At 36.8% G+C, this 23,538-nt stretch carries 16 protein-coding genes, 1 tRNA gene and 1 riboswitch; of the genes, 9 read left to right on the forward strand and 8 right to left on the reverse strand.

Annotated elements, in window-relative coordinates; all coding sequences use genetic code 11:
• Positions 1-21 precede the first annotated feature (21 nt).
• The 3 genes from OO013_RS04070 to OO013_RS04080 are packed head-to-tail and all read right to left on the reverse strand — an operon-like array spanning position 22 to position 5,751.
• Positions 22-1,440, reverse strand: a complete 1,419-nt coding sequence (locus OO013_RS04070) for an efflux transporter outer membrane subunit (protein ID WP_266055394.1) — start codon at positions 1,438-1,440, stop codon at positions 22-24.
• Complete coding sequence (locus OO013_RS04075) at positions 1,433-4,609, reverse strand: efflux RND transporter permease subunit (protein WP_266055395.1); 3,177 nt, start codon at positions 4,607-4,609, stop codon at positions 1,433-1,435. Before OO013_RS04075 ends, OO013_RS04070 begins: the two co-directional genes overlap by 8 nt.
• An 8-nt stretch (positions 4,610-4,617) precedes the next feature.
• The gene (locus tag OO013_RS04080; RefSeq protein WP_266055396.1) at positions 4,618-5,751 is read right to left on the reverse strand and encodes an efflux RND transporter periplasmic adaptor subunit; all 1,134 of its coding nucleotides are present in this window, start codon (positions 5,749-5,751) and stop codon (positions 4,618-4,620) included.
• A 110-nt stretch (positions 5,752-5,861) separates the two neighbouring features.
• On the opposite strand from OO013_RS04080, the gene OO013_RS04085 reads away from it, so the two are divergent.
• On the forward strand, positions 5,862-6,401 hold the full coding sequence (locus OO013_RS04085; RefSeq protein WP_266055397.1) for a DUF1697 domain-containing protein: 540 nt from the start codon (positions 5,862-5,864) through the stop codon (positions 6,399-6,401).
• Between the two features lie 39 nt (positions 6,402-6,440).
• Here OO013_RS04085 and OO013_RS04090 read toward each other — a convergent pair whose 3' ends face one another.
• A complete protein-coding gene (locus OO013_RS04090) occupies positions 6,441-9,269 on the reverse strand; it encodes a TonB-dependent receptor (RefSeq protein ID WP_266055398.1) in 2,829 nt (942 codons plus the stop codon).
• Positions 9,270-9,319: 50 nt separating this feature from the next.
• Here OO013_RS04090 and OO013_RS04095 point away from each other — a divergent pair, with 50 nt between their 5' ends.
• The 3 genes from OO013_RS04095 to OO013_RS04105 all read left to right on the forward strand — a co-directional run bounded on the left by OO013_RS04095 (position 9,320) and on the right by OO013_RS04105 (position 10,958).
• Complete coding sequence (locus tag OO013_RS04095; protein ID WP_266055400.1) at positions 9,320-9,853, forward strand: hypothetical protein; 534 nt, start codon at positions 9,320-9,322, stop codon at positions 9,851-9,853.
• 89 nt (positions 9,854-9,942) lie between these two features.
• Positions 9,943-10,329, forward strand: a complete 387-nt coding sequence (locus OO013_RS04100; protein WP_266055401.1) for a nuclear transport factor 2 family protein — start codon at positions 9,943-9,945, stop codon at positions 10,327-10,329.
• A 20-nt stretch (positions 10,330-10,349) separates the two neighbouring features.
• On the forward strand, positions 10,350-10,958 hold the full coding sequence (locus OO013_RS04105; RefSeq protein ID WP_266055403.1) for a hypothetical protein: 609 nt from the start codon (positions 10,350-10,352) through the stop codon (positions 10,956-10,958).
• Positions 10,959-11,041: 83 nt separating this feature from the next.
• Here OO013_RS04105 and OO013_RS04110 read toward each other — a convergent pair whose 3' ends face one another.
• Positions 11,042-11,530 carry a DUF5683 domain-containing protein gene (locus OO013_RS04110; protein ID WP_266055404.1) on the reverse strand — a complete coding sequence of 163 codons (489 nt, stop codon included), beginning with the start codon at positions 11,528-11,530 and terminating at the stop codon, positions 11,042-11,044.
• 236 nt (positions 11,531-11,766) lie between these two features.
• Between OO013_RS04110 and OO013_RS04115 the strand changes: the two genes are divergently transcribed.
• On the forward strand, positions 11,767-12,228 hold the full coding sequence (locus OO013_RS04115) for a hypothetical protein (RefSeq protein WP_266055405.1): 462 nt from the start codon (positions 11,767-11,769) through the stop codon (positions 12,226-12,228).
• An 80-nt stretch (positions 12,229-12,308) separates the two neighbouring features.
• Positions 12,309-12,383 (forward strand) — tRNA-Pro (locus OO013_RS04120).
• Between the two features lie 762 nt (positions 12,384-13,145).
• Here OO013_RS04120 and OO013_RS04125 read toward each other — a convergent pair.
• The 3 genes from OO013_RS04125 to OO013_RS04135 form a co-directional block, all read right to left on the reverse strand.
• Entirely contained in the window at positions 13,146-14,600 is a 1,455-nt protein-coding gene (locus OO013_RS04125) for a lipopolysaccharide biosynthesis protein (protein WP_266055406.1), read from the reverse strand.
• A complete protein-coding gene (locus OO013_RS04130; protein ID WP_266055407.1) occupies positions 14,600-15,472 on the reverse strand; it encodes a glycosyltransferase family 2 protein in 873 nt (290 codons plus the stop codon). Before OO013_RS04130 ends, OO013_RS04125 begins: the two co-directional genes overlap by 1 nt.
• A 221-nt stretch (positions 15,473-15,693) precedes the next feature.
• Positions 15,694-17,472: a serine hydrolase gene (locus OO013_RS04135; RefSeq protein ID WP_266055408.1), complete on the reverse strand. Its 1,779-nt coding sequence runs from the start codon at positions 17,470-17,472 to the stop codon at positions 15,694-15,696.
• A 235-nt stretch (positions 17,473-17,707) separates the two neighbouring features.
• On the opposite strand from OO013_RS04135, the gene OO013_RS04140 reads away from it, so the two are divergent.
• The 3 genes from OO013_RS04140 (at position 17,708) to thrA (ending at position 23,435) form a co-directional block, all read left to right on the forward strand.
• The gene (locus OO013_RS04140; protein WP_266055409.1) at positions 17,708-18,322 is read left to right on the forward strand and encodes a hypothetical protein; all 615 of its coding nucleotides are present in this window, start codon (positions 17,708-17,710) and stop codon (positions 18,320-18,322) included.
• 300 nt (positions 18,323-18,622) lie between these two features.
• Positions 18,623-19,714: a chorismate mutase gene (locus tag OO013_RS04145; protein ID WP_266055410.1), complete on the forward strand. Its 1,092-nt coding sequence runs from the start codon at positions 18,623-18,625 to the stop codon at positions 19,712-19,714.
• Between the two features lie 108 nt (positions 19,715-19,822).
• A riboswitch (SAM riboswitch) is annotated at positions 19,823-19,924 on the forward strand.
• 106 nt (positions 19,925-20,030) lie between these two features.
• A complete protein-coding gene (thrA, locus tag OO013_RS04150; protein WP_266055411.1) occupies positions 20,031-23,435 on the forward strand; it encodes a bifunctional aspartate kinase/homoserine dehydrogenase I in 3,405 nt (1,134 codons plus the stop codon).
• Positions 23,436-23,538: the final 103 nt, after the last annotated feature.

The following is a 23,538-nucleotide window of genomic DNA, read 5'->3' on the forward strand; positions in this document are numbered from 1 at the left end:
ATGTATTTTGGAGGGAGTGTTTTATTCATTGATGTCCCAACCACCACCAAGTGCTTTGTAGAGACTTGCGTATGCGGAAAGTAATTGTCGAAGTGTACCGGCCAGGTTTTGCTGAGATTCAAAGTATTGTCTTTGAGATTCAAGGTATTCCAGGTAACTGGTCTGACCCTGATCGTATCTGTTTTGAGAAAGCATTTGTGCACTGGCTGCCGCTTCTACATGTTGCCTTCTTGCAATAAGTTCTTTTTCAAGTGTAGAAATTTCTATTGTTACATCTTCAACATCGCGAAACGCATTTAATAACGTTCTTTCATAGCTATATAGAGACTGTTCTCTTTTGCTTTTTTCAGAGTCGGCAATTCTTTTTAGTCTGTTCCAATTAAAAAGTGGCCCCAGGATTGATCCTCCTATACTCCAGATCATTGTCCCGTTGCTAAAACTTAGCGGATCGGTCATTGCATAACCAATAGCGCCATTTAGGCTGAGTGAAGGAAGCCTGTTTGCCTGAGCAACTCCAACAAGTGCATTTTGAATGATTACTTCTTGTTCTGCTACCATAATATCCGGCCTTCGGGTAAGTAACTCAATTGGTAAAACCTCAGGAATTATTATTGATGTGTCTTGTTTATAAATATCAATTCCTGTTGGGATAGATTTTGGATTTGTGCCGGTAAGGACACTGATCAGGTTTTCTGTTTTAATTATTTCCCTTTCGAAAACGGGGATTGTACTGGCAGCAATTGCTCGTTGTATTTGAGCCTGGTTTAGATCGATGCCGGGTATTATCCCACGGTCAAACCGGGCTTCAATTATGTAGAGCATGCTATCTCTAAGAGTTAAAGTTTGTTCAGATATCTCCAGTCTTTTTCTGAGTTCCAGAAGTTGGAAATATGCATCGGCCAAAGTAGCTAATAAGCTAATTTGGATAGATCTGTAGCCATATTCAGAAGCCAGAATCTGTGCTTTGGCTGCCTCATTTAATCTCCGGTATTTACCCCAGAAATCTAGTTCCCAGTTCATAAACCCTGTGCCATATGCGAAGTTTTGGGTGCTGCCGATGTTTCCATTTAAGAAATTTCCCCGGGTAATATTTGCTTCATACCCAAAGTAAGGTAGTAGATTAGATCGTTGGATGATCAGGTTAAATTGAGCCTGAGTAATATTCTCTGCAGCAATTTTAAGATCCTGATTATTTTCTAATGCAGATTTCACCAATGAGTCTAACACCGGATCATTGAAGATCGAAAACCAGCTAATGTCTATCAGCGAATCAGTAAAAAGAGTATCCGTGTTTACAGTGATATCAATATTTGAGAAAGCGGGGTTTTTTACACGAAATTCATCGGGAACTTCAACTTCAACACCCTTATAATTCTGTCCCACTTTACAGGAAGAGAATAAAATTAACAGGCTAAAAATGTAAAAGATTGATCTATTCATTTTCAGTTCTGTTTACAGATTTAGAAATGAGATCTCTTTTCTTTTCATATCCTGCAACTTTACCGACCAATACAAATAGCATCGGGTAAAGAAAGACTCCCAGCATAGTAGCTAGCGTCATGCCTCCGAGCAGCGCCATTCCCATTACTTTCCTGGCCTCAGCTCCCGATCCACTTGCAAGTAGTAAAGGAAATATTCCAAGAATAAAAGAGAATGCCGTCATCAATATGGGTCTGAAACGCAACCTGGCTGATTCGACTGCTGAATCAAATAAGGATAGCCCCTCATCAAATTTTATTTTGGCAAATTCAACAATCAGGATAGCATTTTTAGCTGCCATGGCAATCAGCATTACCAGCGATATTTGAGCAAAAATATTTACCAGGAAAGACTCACTAAATAGCCTTGCAATATAAAGGAATAAGAGTGCTCCCAATACGGCAAAGGGAGTACCCAGCAAGATTGCAAAAGGCATAGACCAGCTTTCATATTGAGCAGCGAGAATAAGAAATACGAAGAAAAGTGAGAAGCTAAAGATAATTCCCAATTGACCAGATGATTTCTTCTCCTGGTAACTCATGGCATTGAATGAATAGGCCATGTTTTCAGGGAGCGTTTCTGTAGCAACTTCTTCCAGCGCATTCAAGGCATCAATTGAACTATATCCCCGGGCGGGTGCACCGGTAACTTCTACTGCCCTGTACAGGTTGAATCTGTTTGTATAATCAGGGCCTGAAGTTTTATTGACAGTAACAAAGGTGGAAACGGGCACATTTTCACCCTTATTATTTTTAACATAAAATAGATTAAGTCCTTCTTCACTCTGTCGGTATTCAGGTTCTGCCTGTACATAGGCTTTGTATAGGCGGCCAAACCTGTTAAAATCATTGACATATGCGCCACCTAAAAATGCTCCGAAAGTACTGTAAATGTCGTTTAAGCTAACACCTGCTTTAAGGATTTTCTCGGTATTCAGTGCCATTGACCTTTGAGGTACGCCGGCTTGAAATGTTGTAAAAGCAGATGCAATCTCGGGTCTTTGTTGAGCAGCCTGAATAAATGCATAAGTGTTTTTTGCTAAGTAACCAGGGTCTTTGCCTTCTTTGTCCTGAAGCATGATGCTGAAGCCAGAACCATTTCCCAGGCCAGGGATAGCCGGTGGGCCGAAAGTAAATACCTGGGCTTCTTTAATTAGCGTCGCAAATTTAACGTTGAATTGCCTGAGCATTTCATTAACAGTTATGTCTCTTTCATCCCAATTCTTAAGTTTTACGAAAATAAATCCTGAATTAGGAATGAACGAACCTGCCAGCATGCTGAAACCCGTTGCAGTTGTGACATATTCAACATTTTCATTTTCAATTAGAATGTCTTCAACTTTTTTTGCTACCTGGTCTGATCGTTGAAGAGAACTTGCGTTTGGTAACTGAATGTTAACAAAGAAATATCCCTGGTCTTCTTCCGGTAAAAAGCCGGATGGGATATTAGCTCCTACAAACCAGGCTGCCAGACCGGTGATCAAAATATATACAATTCCCCTCTTAAACTTTCCGGTAATTACACTGGCATATGATGTATAAGACTGGGTGCTTCTGTCAAACCAATTATTGAATTTGTCAAAGAACTTATCCAAAAGACCTTTTTTATCAGATTTTGGTTTGAGTAATAAAGAGCATAGCGCCGGGCTCAAGGATAAGGCATTAATTGACGAGAAAACCACTGAAACAGCGATTGTTATGGCAAACTGCTGATAAAGGCTACCGGTAATACCAGCCATTGCAGCAACTGGAATAAATACGGCGACCATGACCAGGGTTGTTGCAATTACCGGTGCAGTTACTTCACGCATCGCTGCACTGGTAGCCTGTTTTGGGTCCATACCATTATCCATATTCACCTGCACAGCTTCGACTACGACAATGGCATCGTCAACTACTATACCAATAGCCAATACTAATCCAAGCAGCGAAAGAGTATTGATTGTAAATCCCAGCAAAGGAAAAAGCATAAAAGCTGCTACCAGAGATACCGGAATAGCCAAAGTAGGGATTAGAGTTGCCCTCCAGTCTTGTATAAAGATAAAGACGACCAAAATAACCAGTAACAATGCGATGATCAGTGTTTCAATGATTTCGTTAATTCCAGCCACAATAGGTTCTGTAGCGTCGAGAGATACTGCATACTCTATTCCATCGGGGAAATTTTTGGATAATTCCTCCATAGTTTGATTGACATTTTCAGCCAACTCAACTGCATTAGATCCGGGAGCCTGGTAGAGGGCCAGAATTGAACACTCTTGCCCGTTTAATCTTGTAAAAGAATTATATGATTCTGTGCCCAATTCAACACGAGCAATATCTTTAATCTTAACCTGGCTTCCGTCCGCATGAGACCTGATCACCACGTCTTCAAATTCTTTTTCAGTAACCAGTCTGTCAGGAAGCCTGACTGTATAGGTGAATTCGGTACCTGGAGGTGCAGGCTCTGCACCAAACTTACCTCCGGGGACGATGACATTTTGTTGCCTTATCGCATTGGTAATCTCTGGAATGGTTATGCCCAGTTTGGCTAGTATATCAGGTTTTACCCAGACTCTCATCGAGTAATCACTCGCACCCATAACCTGGACACGGCCGATTCCTTTAATCCGGGCTAATTGATCCTGGACATTAATTATTCCATAGTTGCCTAAAAATTCCTGGTCATACCTGCCATCGGGGGAGTAGAGCGTAATTAACATCAGGATATTAGGCATTGATTTTTCAGTTTTTACTCCAAGCCTTTTTACTTCTTCAGGTAGTTTTGGTGTAGCAGCAGAAGTTCGTGTTTGAGTAAAAACCGTATTCATGTCTGGATCGGTTCCCAAGTCGAAGGTTATTTCCAGGCTCATTGTACCATCATTGGCGTTGGTGGATTTCATGTAAAGCATGTTTTCCACTCCATTTATTTGCTGTTCGAGCGGAGCAGCTACAGACTGTTCCACACTAATTGCATTGGCACCGGTAAATGAAGTTGAAACTCTCACCACTGGAGGGGTGATATTGGGATATTGTTCGATCGGGAGACCTAAAAGAGAAACACCACCGATGATCACCAGAAATATCGCAATGACAATTGCTACAATAGGTCTTCTAACAAAAAAGATGTGCTTATCATCGAGGTTATTCATTTTTCAGATCAGTTTTTTGTAACCTGGGAATTAAAGTCAGTTAGAATCGGGTCAATTTTAACATCGTTGGATACCTTTTGGATACCTTCAAGAACTATTTTGTCTCCGGCCTTTAATCCGGATTTCACGATATAATAATCATGATATTGAGATAAAATTTCTATTTGTTGTTGTTCTACCTGGTTATTCTCATTTACCTTCCAGACTGAAAACCTTCCCTGCATTTCGGATACAGCTCTTTGTGGAACTAATAGAGCATCGTTTATACTAGCAACTGTTGCTCGTACTTTTGCAAATTGTCCGGGGCGGATAACTTCTTCAGGATTTGGAAATGCTGCCTGAACCAGGATTGCGCCTGTTGAAGCGTCAACCTGTCTGTTAATAAATTTAACCATTCCCTGATATGGAAAGACCGAACCATCAGCTAATACTAATTTTAGAGGCACCTTTTTTCTAGGACTTTCATCTCCACGGTTTTTCTCCAGATGACCCATTATCTGGAGGTAGTCGTTTTCAGTTAGAAAAAATTCAACATGAATCGTATCTATTCTGGAAACAGTATTCAGATTGATAGAGCCGGGCGCATTGCCGATATATTCTCCCTCTTTTACATTGGTTTTTCCGATTATTCCATCAATTGGCGATTTGATGCTGGTGTATCCAAGGTTGATTTCCTGCATGTTAACTTGTGCTTTTGCCGCTTTAAGACTTGCTTCGGCGGCATCCCGGGAAGCTATTGCCGCATCCAGGTCCTTTTTACTTACCGCATTCATATCAGCCAGGGGCTTTATCCTTTCAAGATCATTCCGGGCTTTTACCAACCTTGTGTTGGCTGCTGCAAGATCACTTTCAGCGGCTACTACTGACTCTTTAAAAGGTTGTGAGTCTATCGTGTATAAAAGCTGATCCTTTTTGACCGGAAAACCTTCTTTAAAATGAATTCCATCAAGAAACCCGGATACTCTCGCACGTATCGGGATGTCTTTCTGTCCATAAACCTGGCCCACAAATTCCCTTTCCAGGCTAATACTGTCTTTTTTTACCTCAACAACCGGAATTTGAATTAATGTAGTAGTTTGTGTTTCTTTTTTAGAACAGGAAACTATTGTGATTATTAATAAAAATACGGGTAAAAATCTCATCTTTAAGCTCCGTTAGGGTAGGTATGAAAGTAATAGGAATTATGAATAATTCCTATATTAAATTATAATATTCTAATGTTAAAACAAAGCTAATTCACTTATATTTGGTTATGGAAAAAAAGATTTGTCTGTTACGTGGAATTAATGTGAGTGGTAAGAATAAAATTAAGATGAAAGATCTCAGGGATCATCTTGAATCTTCAGGACTACAAAATGTTTCAACCTATATTCAAAGTGGAAATATTGTCTTTGAAACCAGGAAAAAAGATTCAAGTAATATCGCTGAGGATATCAGGAGCTTAATTTCAGACAAATATGGATACGATGTTTCCTGTCTTGTTATCGAACCTGAGAAATTAGAAAAGATTTTAGCAGGTTTGCCCGAAATAATTGAAGACGGCAGATCCTCAAAAAAGATTTACTTTATGATTCTCGATGCCCTTCCATCAGAAGATAGGTTATCATTATTGAAAGATCCGAAGGCATACGAACCAGAGCGGTTTAAGATAATCGATGATGTTATCTACTATTCCATTCCCGATCATATCAGTCCAGGAAAGCTAAATACTAATTTATTTGAGAATAAACTAAAGGTTACAGGGACTACGAGAAATAAAAATACAATTGAAAAACTGTTAGACATGGTTTAATCCATGAGTCTTTGTATTCTCAATAGCATAAACAAAGAATTATAAATTCTGATCATAAATAAACTTCACATAATATAAGCCTCCGATTTGAGCACTACCAAAACTGGTTACATAATAGTCATTCAGAATATTAGAACCTCCGATTTTTATTGCAGATCTGATTTTTGGTAAGCGCCAGGTTACCTGAACATCTAAACTTCCATATGCAGGTATGTTTCCAGTTCCAAATGATGATTCCCAGACAAAAGCCTCTTGCCAATGCCAGTTAATTCCAAAGCCAAATTGTTTCCATAGGCGATATTTGTTCAGATAAAGATTATATCGGTATTCCGGGGTATTAAACCTTGTTTGAAATCCTTGCTGGAATTCCTGATTATCACCAAGAGTGCTATATGAAACATTGCCTCCAAGAATAAAACTTGAAGGAAGCATCCAGTCGACGCCCATAGCCCAGCCCCAGTTTATTACTTTTTGATCCTGACTGATCACAGTCTGATATCGTTGTTCTTCCGGCGTATAAGGATCTTGTACGACCAGCAAATTACCTTGAAATCCGTCGTATTCATTTACAAAAATTTCTGCATCAATCATCAAACTTTTTTGAAGTAACAACCCTTTATATCCCAATTCATATGAAACTACCGTTTCAGCTCTGAAAGGTGGCTTTCCATCATACATCGTGGTTGTATCCGGCTCAGAAGTAACCGGGTCAGATCCATTTAATGGATAAGTTGGTTCGGTAAATACCCCATATTTATCAAGAATTACATCCTGTCCCCCAATAGACTGTATAGGACCTACTTGAATATCTACCCATTGGTCTGCAATAGCAGGGAATCTGAAAGCCGATTGAATTGACGACCTGATATTGTGTTTCTTGTCTTTACCAAGAGAAGCGACTAGGGAAAATCTTGGTGTAAATCTACCTTTGAAATTTTCATCTTTATCATATCTTGATGATAGATTCACTCTTAATCGGTCATTAAAATAAGAATCAATAAACTGAACAAATCCTCCAAATTGGTAAGTTCTGATGGGGTTGCCGGGGGTGTCGTGAAAAATAGTCCCATCGCTATCTATATTGAAATACCTATACTGAACCCCTGCCAGCAGTTCGAATTTTTTAACCAGGCGTGAGAAATTATAAATTCCTTCAAACTGACTTAGGGAGCTAAAGTCTAATACTCTTGATCCTCCCTGACCGATAGGAAGGTCTGTAATCTGATTTTTGTATTGATTAAATTGATCCGTTCCACCGAGTGGTTTAGCTGGTTTTTCGGGATCTTGTATATTTCCATTAATGTCTCTGTTATCTGCATTTAATAAAGCAAACCTGTGAGCATTTTCTCTATCTAAGTTAAACCCTAGTTTACCTGTAAGGTAACCCTGGATATAATCCTGGAACCAGACTTCGCTGGGCTTCCAGGCTTCATTAATTAGTGCTGCAGTTGCCCCTGCATCATAGGTATAGCCAGCATTTTCTTTTACCCACCAGTAGCGTATCTCATAATCAGGGTTTTTTAATTCTGCTTTTATATTGTAAAGTCTGAAATCATTGATTGAAAATCTGTTTTGAGCAGAATAAACAGCCTGACCTTCTGCCATTCCCCCTTGCAAAATAGCTGTCGTATTTTCATTAAATTTATAATGAGCTGACAGAATACCTTTTGCATTGTATGCATCATAATTAACCAGATCTTTTTCAGCCCAACCACTTCTGGTCACTTTAAAAGGACCATCTTCAGTAAATGCATTAAAAACTGTGTTATAGATCTGATCATATTCGTCTGTGCCAGGTGAAGCTCCCTGCGATATGGCGGCCTGATCGGCAATTTCCGGTGCTCTTGCGCCAATGTCAATGGCTATTTCATCGCCATAAATATTTACACCATCATAATTAGTTGTGTTATGTCGGTTTCTCGATGGATCATCTATATTGTTTTTATCTCTGTAATCATTAGCAATCCAGTCTTTTGCCTTCAGGTAATTTCCGGCAAACTTAAAGGCAAGTTTTTTACTTAAAACCTTACTATACCTAATATTGATGTCATAATATGGAGTAGGACTTGAAGCTTCGTCCACACCAAACCGCATTAAGCCTGTTTGAACACTTCCTGAGAGTCCATGGTACTCGAAAGGATCCTTGCTGGTCATAACCAATGTGCCATTTAAACCACCAGGACCATAGATTACAGAGGAGGCTCCAGTTACTAATTCGACACTTTCTACATCTATCGGGGGAAGTCCCAGAAGATTTCCAGCACTAAAACTAAGTCCCGGTGCCTGGTTATTCACACCGTCAATTATCTGATTAAAACGAAAGTTGGTATTTCCATTAAATCCCCTTGTGTTAACATTTCGAAGAGTAATGCTCTGGACATTCATGTCCACCCCTTTTAATTTATATAATCCGTCATAAAAATTAGCCTGAGGCATTAATCTAAGGTCAACGATGTCCAGTTTTTCTATTGTTACAGGAGAAACAAGAATGCTTTCTTCTACTCTAGATGCAGAAACGACAATTTCTTCGCCCAGCATATTTTTTTCGCCCAGAGTAATACTTTTGGTATAAGTGCCGGGCAGATAAATAGTGTCTGTAACAGTTTCATATCCAATCATGCTAAAAACCAGGATTTGAGGTGTTGGGAGGTCTGATTCCAGAGTAAAAGAACCATCATTTAAGGTGCCATTACCTTTAAATGTTCCCTGGAAGTAGACATTAACCCCCTGTAGAGGATTTCCTTCCGGATCTGATACGTTTCCTTTAACGATAATTGACTGAGCCTGGGAGCTAAACGACAGTAAAAAGACTAATAAATAAGTCCAAAAAAAGGGAGGGGAAATGCAATATTTACTTTTAATTATCATTATCTATTTGTATTATCGTAGTCAATATAATTAAAACAATAACGACAATCATGAAAAAGAACCGAATTTTACTTGCGTTACCGCTATTATTTTTAGCGCTTTTTATTAATGTTTCATGCGATGATGATGATGATCCCACACAGGATCCATTGGTAGGATTGTACATTTTGACAAATGCAACTACAAATGAAGCTGTAGTGATTAGTGATATGGATGATATTCCAGCTGGAGCAAATATTACACCTTATATTGCTGGAGCTTTACTTGCAGATGTTAATTGTACTGATGATCAAAATATCCGTGTTCAACTTACAGAAGGAGGATTAGTTAATTATTTGTGTAAAGGAGAAGGAAGTGATCCGTCACAGCAAGGAACCTGGTCTGTAAACGATGCCAGAACGCAGCTTTTATTAACTTTAAACATCGGAGACAACAGTGTTCCAATAACATTAAATAGTCTTGATGAAACTGGTGGGAATATAAACGGTGATGTTACGCTTCAACTTCCTGGTTCAGTTTTTGGATCTCAGGATGGGTTTGTAACAATTAATATGAATATAACTTTCGTAGAAGACACACTATAATTTAGATATTGCGATTTAAATTGTTAGAGCCTGCAAGGATACTTGCGGGCTTTTTTTATATATTTAATAACAATGAAAATCAATTAATTATGAAGTCCCCTACTGAAAACAATAAACAAAATGCTATTTCATTTTATGACATGATGTTCAATCAATGCCTTCCTGCTGTCGCTGTAAGTAATTTTGTAGGGAAAGAATATATTCAACATAATCCTGAGGTTGGCGATGGTAAAAATGCTTTTATTGAGTACTTTGAGAGAATGGCCATGGAGTATCCTGGTAAGAAGGTAGAGTTTAAAAGAGCCATAGCTGAAGGTAATATGGTGGTGTTGCATTGCTACCAACATTGGCCGGGTGATAAAGATTATGCGGGTATCGATATATTCAGGTTTGATGATAACGGGAAAATTGTAGAACATTGGGATGTGCTGCAGGTGATACCTGATACAGCCAAAAATAATAATGGTATGTTTTAGTTTAGCTTTATGCCGAATATATGATCAGATTAATACAATTGGAATATAAAACCCTGGTCAAAGGATTTTTATTTGTTACAGTGGTTGTTTTTCCTTTTACTTTTTTGCCAGTGTTGTTTAAAGATGGGGATTTACTAAATATTTTAATCCATAGAATACCTTCATCTTTATTATACTCAGCATTATTTTCTTTATTCCTGATTTTTGCGGCGGTTGCTCATAACTGGTCAAACCTGAAAGAGCGATTAAAATATTTTTCAAAACCAGCCTTCACACAATTAGGATTTGAGTATCAAATGGAAGGTCAGGGAAGTCTCACACAAGATCTATCCCCAAGATTATATGGAGTTTATCAAAATATGCCATTTAAGATTGATATACATTTTGATCTCGAATATGAAAAAGAAAATAAAATTTTAATAATTCCAATAACCACATTTAAAGGGGGAGCAAGGAAGGCTTTTGCCTTTCAGCGATTAAAAAAAGAATTTAAAGTAATTGATAATGGAAATATTCTCGCGGTAATGTTGCCGCTAGATGAGAATAAGTTGAATGATCCGCATTTCCTTACAAAAAACTTAACTTTGATAGCTAATTTAATAAAGCGAGAACCTGCTATTAATAAATAAATTTCATTAGTTCTTAAAAATATCCTTGAAGACGTAAAGACAAAGTTCTTTAATTATCGCATGCATGGTTAAACAATCAATTATCAAAAGTTAAATTTAATTTGTAAGACAGGTGTCATATCAAATTCGCCCCGATGCAACATTGATAATCTATTTTGCTGGCCAGATAGATAAATATCTAATTTATTATTAATTCTTCTAGCACTGAAAATGGCATCGGCTATGCTAATGGACTTCACAGGGATAAATATAATAATGGCTTTAGATAAATCATCATTGGCAGAAACTTCACATTGTCCTGTAGAACAATTCTCTTTGTTAATATATTTAAACAGGAAATAGTATGAGGTTGCTTCAAGTGCCATAAATACAAAACCTTTTATAGGTTGTTTATTGTAGAATTGTCCACCTCCGGGGAAAATGGCTGAAAGTATTCCTGCAACTTCCGGGGGATGTCTTTTGTTGATTTCAGTATAGGCATTAAACTGAGACGTAGGTTTTTGTACCTGGTATTGGGCTTTCATGTAACAACATGAAGCCACAAAGATCGTGGTAATAATGATAAGTTTCATAACCTTTTTTAGTATATAGTGGTAATACTTATCGCAAAAAGGTTTAGGTGATTCAGACGAGATGAAATTTGCGGTAAATAATATCCCTGGGTATTAAATTGGCTCTTCTCTATACTTTAAACATTACGCAAAAACTGAGTATGTTGATTTGACAATTCGATTAATGCTTAGTTTTGATATTTAAATAGTAATTAATAGAAGTTTAAATCGATAATATGGATCCTATATTTAAAAAAATGAATATCAAAGATCATAAGGAGGTCTTTGTAATAAATTTTCCTGATAGTTTTGAGAAAAATATTCAGAGTTTGCCTTCTGAAATGGTAGTTAAAAAGGGGCTGGATCACTCTGAAGCGATAGAATTTATAATAATTTTCGTAACGAAAAAAGAAGAAATTGAAAGCTATTTTTCAAAGATTAAAGGTTTATTAGTTGGTGATGCTCTGGTTTGGTTTTGTTATCCAAAAGGAAGTAGTAAAAAGTATACGTGTGATTTTAATCGTGATAATGGCTGGCAGTCATTGGGTGATACAGGACTGGAGCCGGTGCGGATGGTAGCTGTTGATGAAGACTGGAGTGCCTTGAGGTTCAGGAAGGTAGAATATATTAAAAAGATGACAAGGAGAAAAAGTATGGCGATGAGTGAAGAAGGCAAATCTAAAACTATGGGGTCAGGAAATAAAAATGTGAAAAAATAATTAGATAAGGCGTGCGAAAAAGAATAAACATCCTATATTTGCAGCCCGTTAAAGATACCAAAAGGGTATTTTAAATTTTTCGGGGTGTAGCGTAGCCCGGTTATCGCGCCTCGTTTGGGACGAGGAGGTCGCAGGTTCGAATCCTGCCACCCCGACAATGAAAACCTTGCATGAAAATGCAAGGTTTTTTTGTATGCACTGGGCAAGTCAAGTTCGCTTGAACTTGCCCAGTGCATACAAAAAAATATATCGCGATAGCGATAAGGTTTTCATTAGCACCGACCCCAAACCAGGATCACCGAAGGTAATCCCGTCTCTACTGATCAGATGTTTAATCTGTTTCGTGGAGACACGAACCAGGGCATTGGATTAACTAACCAAGTTTTTACAAGAGCTAGGCGGCTATAAACAACAAAAAAATATATCGCGATAGCGATAAGGTTTTCATTAGCACCGACCCCAAACCAGGATCACCGAAGGTAATCCCGTCTCTACTGATCAGATGTTTAATCTGTTTCGTGGAGACACGAACCAGGGCATTGGATTAACTAACCAAGTTTTTACAAGAGCTAGGCGGCTATAAACAACAAAAAAATATATCGCGATAGCGATAAGGTTTTCATTAGCACCGACCCCAAACCAGGATCACCGAGGTAATCCTGTCGCTTCTGATCAGATGTTTAATCTGTTTCGTGGAGACACGAACCAGGGCTTCGCAGAAATGATTAATCGGAGTCATCTCAACACTCACTCTTCGCTCTTGTTACTGTTTTTTGATCACCGCCAGGTAAACCTGCCGCTAAACTCTTTAATGTTTAATCTTTTTCGTGAATATACAAGCCAGGGCTGTAGATTTGGTTTAATCCATACGATCCAAGCACAACGCTTTAACCAGAAGCAGTTTTCAATTTGAAAAATCAGCCTATGAATCTTTCCACCCACTGGTTATAAACATGAATTAACTTCAGTTTATAGACAATGAAAAGTGAAAGAACTATGGCTATCCCAATTTTAAAAATCAAAGTCAGCCATAAATTTTCAAAATCAGGAATAAAACTGGTTAGTGAAAAAACCAGGCCTAAAGAGATAAAAAGGAAGAGATAACCGATGTCAAATGGGAGAATCTTGAATTTTCGGTAAATAAAACCAAGTTTTAAAGTATTAAACAATACCATAGCTAACAGTGAAGCAAATGCAACACCCGCTATACCATAATCTGTTTGGGTTAAAATATATAAATTGAGTATGATATTTACCAAAACAAGACCTAATACTGAGACAATGTTAAAGCGATAATATTTGGAGTAGGCTATTATTTCAGAATTGAGTCCCGTGCCCATATTTATCAAAACACTAATTGACATCACATAAATAACAGGTAAAGATGCCATCAATTCCTCTCCACTTGGTAAAATTTCAAAGAATGTTTTAATACCGATGATAATACAACCAGATAAAATAGCACCGATAAAAAATAATAATTTTGCAGTTTCCCTGTATTTTATTTTTAAGGTGTCAATATCATTTTCTTTAACAAGTTGAGAAACTTTCGGAGCATAAATAGTGAACAACCCTGTGGCTGGGACACTAATCGCTGAGGCCAGGTTTACACCGATTTTATAAGATCCGTTATCGCTAAAATCAAGGAATAACGGAATCATTAATCCGTCTAGCCGGAAAGCAAGAAACGAACCCCAGCTTGCCAGGAATGCATAGAAAGCATATGTGAAGTATTCCTTCTTATTTATCTGAGAGAAAAGCTCTTGATGGTTGAGGGCTATTGAAAAATCTGATTTCTTATAGACATAGGAGGCACTTAGAAGGAGAATTAAGAAAAACGAAGCAACCAGAAGAATCAACCCGGAGGTTTCATTAAAAGGACCCAGGATTACAAGGATGAAAACTAAAGGCAAACTTATTTTAGGAATGATCTTTTCGTATAAAGTAGGAATAGATATTCTTTGAATATTCGCCGCTTGTCGTTTAAATAATTCTATACCAGCAAGAGCTATTGCCATTGGAAATGAATAGTATAGGTATTTGTATTTTTCCTGATCAAATAAAAATCCTCCTGCAAAAATTAAAGCGCCAATTATAACAGATAGAATCAGGATATTCCTAATGCTGAAGCTAATGAGTTTAGATTTGTAGTTGTGGGATAATGTCGGGTAAAAGTGAATTAGCGCATGCCCGGCACCAAATACCATTAACGGGAAAAGTATTTGAGCTGCACTATCAATAAATCCTATTTTACCGTAAAAAGTTTTGCCATAAGGATATATTAAAATAGTTGAAAATATGCCTATAGCTGTTCCCAGATAATTAATAACCGTAAACCAAAATGCCTGTATTTGAGCCCTGTCGCCTTTCATTATTTGTAGCTATTTCTGATTTTAATGATTTTAAATAGCTTTAAATTTAATTTTATATAAAAGCCCATAAGTTTAAAAAACATCAAAATTGATTTTTTCACAGGATAAATTTTTAAAAAGAATTTGGGAAGCCCAAAGACAGAAATAAATCCTTTCCAATAACTATAGATCAAGTTGTGGTTAATGTTTAAAATTTCAGCCTGAATAGTGTATTTGGATTGAATTACATCTTTTTTAAACACTCTTTTAGGGATTCTGTCGTGACATATCCTGGCATTATTGGTGATAACAATCTTAAAATCATGATATTTTACTCGTTCAACATAATTTCTATCCTCACCATAATGATCGAACATTGGCTCGAAATAACCGACTTTTTTAACTACATGAGCCGGGAGTAGCCAGGCTGCAGCGTTAACAAAAGGCACTTCGTCGATATTTTCTTCTAAAGTACTGGTTTTTCGTTCCCAATATGTTTTGAAGCTACTATCCAGAGTTTTTTCATCACCAGAGTAATGTAGCGGACTTATAATACCATAATTTTCATTCTTTTCAGCTGCATCAACCAGGCTTTTAATTGTATCGGGAAATATCCAGGTATCCTGGTTTAATAAAAACAGGTAATCTGCATTTTCATTTAAAGCCTTCTCAATTCCAATATTATTTGCTTTACCAAACCCCAGATTTGATTTGGAATCGATAATGTCAATTTCATTGTATTGATTTAAAATTGACAAGGTGGCATCATTAGAATTGTTATCAATCGCAATTACTGATACAGGGTAAGTTGAGTTAAATACGGAATCCAAACATTTCTTAAGCCATTTTTCACCGTTATAAGTAACTAAAATCAAAAAAACTCTTTTTTTCATCATGTCGCGATCAATGGCCAAAATAAGAATGTTAATTTATTTACTCGCCTGAGAATTATAAAAGTTTAGCAATTCAGGTCTAAAAGTATCTTATTTAGTATAGGTTTTTACTTTGTTGCTAAAATATGAATAATGACCTGTGTTTTCCATGTCCTCAAGAAATTAATCCATTCTTCCTGCCTGTATAATGTTTTATCTGTTAATCTAATATTGATTTACCTTTAAAATTTTTTATCAAAAGGAATATAGTTTTCCCATTCCCATGGTGTAAAGGTGTCTTTCAATGTTACCTCAAGCAGTTCCCTAAAAATGCTGTTTCCGTTTACACTATTGGTCATTATTAGTATGCCCTTACCTGTTTCTGGAAAAATAACAGAATGATGCTGAAAACCACTTCCATTTCCTTCTTTAAAAGCAGCTTTTCCATACGGAGTGAAAAATATACCCCATCCAAGACCATAACTCAGTTTGATATCATCATTAAATGGTCCGGTTTGTTTAGAAAGAGGACCAAATTGTTTCAATGATTTGATTCTTACCTGTGGATTAAAGATTTCTTTCCATGAATTTTCAGATATTAATTTTCTTTGAAAAACTGCTGTCATGAATTTAGTGTAATCTTCTAGAGTGGTTTCTAAAGTGCTTGGTGCACGAGGCTCATTATCTTTGTCTTTCTGATATGGCGCTTCTTCTTCATTGTGCCCATAAGCCATATTTCCTTCAAAAGAAGGTTTAAACTCATAACTGCTTCTGGTCATTTCAAGAGGTTTAAATACAATCTCCTGAGCTAAATCTTCATATCCTTTTCCTGTTAATTTTTCGAGTACAACTTGAAGATAGACCATTCCCTCTCCTGAGTATAAATATCCTGATCCGGGTTCCTGAATAACTTTTAGTTTTTTATCCGGAAGAAAAAACCGCCAATTTGGAAAGCCACTTGTGTGCGCTAAACACATTCTGGCAGTTATTTTATGATAGAGTGTGTCGTTCTTGAGACTTGAATAATCATCATGCCATCTAGTTTGTGGTGTGTACTCATATATTTTCTTATCCAGGTAACGTTCGAGTGGAGTATCCAGGTCTATAACTCCTTCCTCGACTAATCTCATTACAACAACCGAAAAAACAGCCTTACTTAAAGAAGCCCCATAGATATTTGATGAATCAGATAAAATCAAGTTTTCTTTTTTATTGCTATAACCGTGAGTTTTGCAGTAAACAGGCTTTCCATTATTAAAAATAGTTATAGCCATTCCGGTTACTTTAGCATTGGTCATCAATTGGCTGATCTTTTGATCTAAAGAGTCTGTTTCAATTTGGGATTCATCAAGCCTGCTAACTGATTGAGCTTTCACAGGGATTGAAAATATAAATGTTGTGATCAATAAGACAATTGTCACCATTCTGTTACTGGGTTTGCTGCTTACCTTAAGAAATGGAATTGATAGTGGATAATAACATTTACTTTTCTTTATGACCAGATAGATGTTCACAGACATTACTACAAAGGTGTAGATTAAGACTCCAAAAAACAGAAAAATCATTAAAGGAGTTCCCTGCATAAATATATGCCCAATAAACATCATTCCTGATAGAGCAATGAGGAAAATTATTGTCATAGTCAATTGAAAGTTCAGAACCTTCCGACCATGGATGTCATAGATTTTATTGTCTTCTCTTTTATGAATCCAGATAAATACTGGTGCTATTATATTAAATAATGGAATCATGGATCCAAGGAAAGGAGTGGCATGTAGAAGAAGTAACCACTTTTTTTGAATGTCCTCCTCGCGTGGATTATTTAGTGGTAATAATTCATCCACATCAATATCCATAGCTACAGCAAGTAACTTTACTGTCTGTAAGTGTGGTTCTGTTTCTCCTTTCTCTATTCGCTGTATTGTCCTTACAGTTATATTTGTTCGGTCAGATAATTCTTTTTGAGTTAGTCCTTTAAGCTTTCGCTGGTAGATTAAATTTTTGGATAATGAGTTAGTCATTTTTTTGTCATTTTGTTTGATGTAAAAGTAGTCTGTTACATCAGCCTTTTAGACGACATACACATGTCACCTTAGTGTCATCTCTGCGAAATTAGCTTATTTAAGGCATAAATTAGCTTTTATTAAGGGTGCATATAGTTTAATGAAGGCCTTACATGTGTTTTAACATAAATTATATGAACATTGAGTTTTATTGAATTACTTTCAAAAAAATTAAACCCATTATTCAAATTCAATGAAACAGTTAAAAATTATAACTCTTAAACTCGCAGTTTTTTCTTTTTTTATTTTTGGTATCCCATCATGTGATGACTGCAGGGGTGTCGAAGCAGTTAATGGGCAGGTAAGCATTAATGATCTTGCAAGTACCTCTATAAATAAGGTGACTGGCTCAGGTTTTGAGCAATATCAGAATACTGATACATTAGATGCAGTACATGAATTTGCTCTTCTGTTAGGCCTGGATATTAATGTGAATTATTTAGCAGATGCAAGAGATTACGGATTTTTTACAAATACTGCATTTGCGTGTTCACCAGCAGAAAATTATTCAATGGCAGATTCTGTGAAAAGTGTGATTATAACCTCAAATAATGATTTTAATAACGAATATCCAGCAGGAGCAAATCTAGCAGAGATATTTAAAATGGTTGAACTTGGAAATGAAAGAATTGATTTTTCAGCTGATTATCTGAATGATGCATATTTCTTAAACCGATTGCAACAGGATCCATTGACTTTATATATTACAGGAACTCCAGCTATAGCTTCGAAACATGTATTTACAATTGAAATTGAAACTAATTTGAGAAGCCTGAGTATTACCACAGAAGAGGTTGTTTTGGAGTAATCCAAACAACTGTTCGTTTAAAAATACCCCTGTTTTATAATCAAAAAGATAGTGTTTTGCCTTGTTATTTAAAAAATTGATAAAAATATTAGAAATTATTTGATCGTTAAAAATAATTTGTTTTATCTTAGTGGGACATGATTACGAACAGAGCGGCATATATTGGTTACTTCTTTTTCTTTTATTATAGAATAAAAGGGAGGCCTTAGTATGTTTTAGTTTATAAATGTATTAACAGAGCCTCCCCATACCGGGAGGCTTTTTTTATGTCTGATAATTTTTAATAAAAAAGTCAATCCAATGAAAACGAATGTAATTGATTTATTCAAACAGAAAAGGCCGGTAGTAATTTCGGGTCCATGTAGCGCTGAGAGCGAAGAGCAATTATTATCTACAGCCAGAGAACTTGCAGAGACAGGTAAAGTGGATATTCTTCGCGCAGGAATATGGAAGCCACGAACGAGGCCAGGAAGCTTTGAAGGGGTAGGGGTAGAAGCGCTAAGCTGGATGAAGAAAGCCAAGGAAGAGACTGGTCTGCCAATTTCTGCCGAGGTAGCCAAATTCAGTCATGTATTTGATGCTCTTAAACATGATGTCGATGTAATGTGGATTGGGGCCCGGACAACTGTGAATCCATTTTCAGTTCAGGAGATTGCAGATGCTTTGAGAGGAACTGACGCAACAGTATTTGTTAAAAACCCTCTAAACCCTGATATCCAGCTTTGGACTGGAGCAATTGAGCGGTTACAAGGAGCAGGAATCACAAAGATAGGATTGATCCATCGTGGATTTGCCCAGCATCAAAAGGTGAAATATCGAAATGAGCCGAAATGGCAATTAGCAGTTGAAATGAAACGAAGGTTTCCAGATATGCCAATGGTATGCGATCCTAGTCACATTTGTGGAAATCGCGAATTACTTCGATCTGTTTCCCAGAAAGCTTTAGATCTGAATATGGATGGTTTGATGATTGAATCACATATTAATCCCGAGGTGGCATTAAGTGATAAGGATCAGCAGATCACACCGGAGGTGCTAGACCAATTGATATCAGATCTTGTAGTTAGAAGCACCTCTGTTGAAGATGCTTCTTTCAGAGAAAAGTTAGACGTGTTGCGTAGCCGTATTGATATGATCGATGAAGATATTATGAAGCTTTTAGGTGACCGGATGAGAACATCTGAAGAGATTGGTCATGTTAAAAATGATGAAGGAATTACTATCCTGCAGCCAAACAGGTGGGAAGAGATAATTGAGAAATCTTTGGTTAAAGGAGGAATCCATGGCCTTTCAGAGAAATTTATGAAAGCTTACTTGAAAATTATTCACCAGGAATCGATTGATCATCAGAATATAGTGATGAATAAAGCTGGAAAGAATGCATTTAAATAGCAACATGTAAATATTGAGGCTTATCTTAAGAGAAAGAATCGTTTTCATTGGATTTTCAAAATAAAGCCTATATTTGTAAGAGTTATTTAGCAATAAGTTCATTTACATAGCTTATCAAGAAAGGTGGAGGGACAGGCCCGTTGAAACCTTAGCAACCCTTGTTTACAAGAAGGTGCTAATTCCATCCCGGAATACCGGGGGAGATAAGTCAAAAGAAGAAATTCAAACCTCTTTTGACGTCAGTTGAAAGAGGTTTTTCTTTTTTAGCTCTCTGCATTCCTGATAAGCCCAATTATTTAGAAGCAGAAAAAGATACATGAGCAAAAAAAAGATATTTACTTTTAAGGAACCGTTTCTTTTAGAAAATGGCGAATACATTCATAATCTCAAATTAGCTTACCATACCTATGGTGAGATCAATAAAGATCAATCGAATATTGTCTGGGTTTTTCATGCAATTTCAGGGAGTTCAGATGTAGAAGAATGGTGGCCCAAGTTATTTGGGGAAGGGAATTATTACGATCCAAAAGACTATTTTATTATCTGTGTAAATTCCATTGGATCTCCTTATGGTTCTACTCGTCCTGAAGGTCTGGATTTTCCACAGTTTAGCATTCGGGATCTGGCTAACTCCTATTTTAGCCTTGCCGAAGAATTAAAGATCGATAAAATACATACTATAATCGGCGGTTCCTTTGGTGGAAACCAGGCTTTAGAATTTGGTTATGGCTTTAAAGGAAAGATCAATCATATGGTATTGATCGCTTCTTGTTCAAAAGAATCTGCCTGGGGAATTGCTGTTCATGAATCACAGAGAATGGCAATGCAGTCAGATCCGACCTTTGGCTCCAAAGACGGAGGAAAAGCAGGTATGAAGGCTGCTCGTTCAATGGCCTTATTAACTTATCGTACTTCGGATGCCTTTATTGAAAAGCAGACAGACACGGATGAAAAAGTTGATAATTTTAAATCTTCAAGTTATTTACAATACCAGGGAGAGAAATTTATCAATCGCTTTAATGCGCTGAGCTATTTCTATTTAACCAAATGCCTTGACAGCCATAATATTGGAAGGAACCGAGGAGGGGAAACTAAAGCTCTTTCAGAAATAAAAATTCCTACACTGGTTATTGGGATAAATACTGATTCACTTATTCCCACAAGATTTCAACAATTCATGGCTGAACATATCCCGGATGCCATCTACAGGGAAATCAAATCAGACTATGGTCACGACGGCTTTTTGATTGAGATCGATCAGATTACAGACCGGATTGAAACTTTTTATAAGCAACATGAGCCGGTAAGAAAAGATCAGCGTATTGTATTGAAATTCGGAGGAAAGTCCTTACAAAACGGACCAGTTTTAAATAATGTAATTGATATAGTCAAGCAAGCTTATGATCTACATCCGGTAGCCTTGGTAGTTTCTGCTCGTGGTGATAGTACCGACAGATTATATGAACTGTACCAAACCGCAATTGATGGTAATTCCTATAAAAGATTATTTGCAGAATTTGTAGAAAATCAACAAATCCCGGGTTATGAACTAGATATAACGGAAGAAACGAATGATCTGGCAAATCTATTAGAAGCTTTAAAGGTATTAAGATACAAAGCAAAACAGGTTGAGGATAAAATTTTGGCCTTAGGAGAACTGATTAGTGCCAAAGTAATTGCTAATTATTTAAATAAGAAAGGATTAAAGGCCAGGCTGGTAGATGCAAGGGAGTTACTGATTGCAGGTTTCTATGATGGAGAAGTGAATGTTGATTTTCATAATTCACGATCAAACGTACAAGAGTTTTTCGAAACTCTGGATATAGATACTATTCCTGTAATTACCGGGTTTATTGCGAAAGATCAATATGGTGAAACAGTGACCCTTGGAAGAAATGGCAGTAATTATACCGCAACGTTAATTGCGAGCTTTATCAATGCAGTTGAGATACAAAACTGGACAGATGTTGAAGGTGTTTTCAGCGCAAGTCCGAAGTATGTTCCACATGCGATGAAGCTTGAGCATATTAGCTATCGGGAAGCAAATGAACTGGCGAATTTTGGAGCTAATGTACTTCATCCTAAAACTATTCAGCCTTTACTTTTTAATAATATTCCGCTAAGAATCAAAAGCACCTGGAAGCCTGAGGAAACCGGGACCTTAATTGATAAAACAGGTGCTGAAAAAGGAGTAAAAGCTGTATCCTCAATAGAAGGTGTTTCATTAGTGAGCATTGATGGGAAAGGCATGCTGGGGAAGGTGGGGATCGATGCCAGAATATTTCATTCATTAAGTAAAAAAGATATCAGTGTAAGATTGATTTCACAGGCTTCATCAGAAAGAGGAATCGGGTTTGTCGTCGATAGTGAACAAGCGAATGAAGCTGAGCTGATTTTGACAAAAGAATTTCAAAAAGAATTAGAATCAGGTGATATTTCATCAATTAGAGTCAATCACGATATGGCAATAATTGCCATTGTTGGCAGGCATAATTTTGCCCTGGAAAGAGCAATTCAAGGGCTCAGGAAAAATAAAATATGGATGTATCTGATCAGTAATAGCATCAGTGGTGAGCATATATCACTTGTGATCAGTAATAAAAACATCAAAAAGGCAATGAATGTTGTCCATGCCCAGGTTTTTGGAGCGATTAAAACAATTAATTTGTTTGCCCTGGGTAAGGGTGTAGTGGGAGGAACCCTAATTGATCAGGTGGTTAATACAGGCGAAGACCTTGTTGCAGAAAGGGGATTGAAAATAAATGTAATTGGAATTGCCGATTCTAAAAAATACATACTTAATACCAAAGGTTTGGGAAAAGACTGGAGGCAGAAATTATCTGGTTCACAAAAGGTCAATTATCTTCCTTCGATACTTAAGGAATTATTTGAGACCGGCCTGGAGAATATAGTAATAGCTGACAATACTTCGTCTGTAGAAATAACTGAAGCCTATCCTACTATAGTTAAGCATGGATTTGATATTGTTGCCTCTAATAAGAAAGCTAATTCGGGGGATTATGCTTTTTACCAGGAATTAAGAAGATTACTAAGAAGGAGGTCTAAGTTATTTTATTACGAGGCTAATGTCGGAGCTGGTTTGCCTTTGATTGATACATTAAAATACCTGAAGCAATCTTCAGATAGAATTACGAGGATAAGAGGAATTTTCAGTGGCTCATTAAGTTATTTGTTTAATAATTTTTCTATTAGTGAAGTCTCATTTTCAGAAGTTTTATTGAAAGCTAAAGAGCTCGGTTATACCGAACCAGACCCTCGTGAAGATCTTGATGGAATGGACGTCGCAAGGAAATTGCTGATTTTAGCCAGGGAGATTGGACTGGAATCAGAAATGGATGATGTTGATATACAGAATCTTATACCTGAAGGGCTTCAAGGTGAGGATAATTTTGATTCATTTCTGAAAAATAAAGACGAATTAAATAATTATTATAATAAGTTGAAATCAGGTTTAGGAGAAAATGAAGTTCTTAGATATATCGGAGACCTGGATGTTGAAAAACATGAACTTAATGTAAAGTTGATTAAGGTAGATAAAAATTCTCCACTTGGTGGAATAAAAAATGCAGATTCAATTTTTGAGATATATACTTCAGGATATGGTGATCACCCATTGATCATTCAGGGAGCTGGTGCCGGGGCAGAGGTGACAGCAAGAGGAGTTTATACAGATATTTTAAAGATTGGCAATCAGTTATAACAGATAATAGTTTAAGTTTTTTCAAGTATTATTTTTGGATATTATTTTTATTTAGATTTAATTTAAATAAAATATAGGTCTTTATTATAATAAAATAGCGTAT

It is taken from the genome of Mangrovivirga halotolerans, assembly GCF_026241165.1.
GTDB lineage: Bacteria > Bacteroidota > Bacteroidia > Cytophagales > Cyclobacteriaceae > Mangrovivirga > Mangrovivirga halotolerans.